This is a genomic window from Mycobacterium arosiense ATCC BAA-1401 = DSM 45069 (assembly GCF_002086125.1).
Classification (GTDB): domain Bacteria; phylum Actinomycetota; class Actinomycetes; order Mycobacteriales; family Mycobacteriaceae; genus Mycobacterium; species Mycobacterium arosiense.
The window spans coordinates 1-376 of sequence record NZ_MVHG01000266.1 but is presented as its reverse complement, the minus strand read 5'-3'; the positions used below and the strand labels follow the sequence as shown (position 1 = coordinate 376).

Genomic DNA, 376 nt, shown 5'->3' with positions numbered 1-376 from the left:
GGCCGGTCCGCAGGATGTTGGCGCTCTTGCCCGAGTTGCGGTCCTGTGGGTCGATATCGACGACCAGGCCCCGGTAGACACCCTCATAGATCGTCTCAGTGCACAGGTGCCATGTCGGCCGACGACGATATCGGCGCCGCAGCCAACGGCTGATCTGGGCAGGAGACCACTTCCTTGACAGCTTCTTCGCCACAGCCGTCCGTAGCCCCTCATCGGAGGCCAACCGGCGCGTCTTTGGCCGGCGACGGCGCTGATAGGACTGGGCATGGGCATACCAGGGCTGGTAGGTCCCGTCCGGCTTCTGATTTCTAGCGATCTCGCGATACACACTCTGGAAGGTCTTGCCGATTCGCTCGGCAATGTCCTTCACCGGCTC

General features: G+C 63.0%; 1 pseudogene. It reads right to left on the bottom strand.

What is annotated here, in order from left to right:
• Nucleotides 1–376: pseudogene (locus tag BST14_RS28420) on the bottom strand (hypothetical protein); the annotation flags it as partial.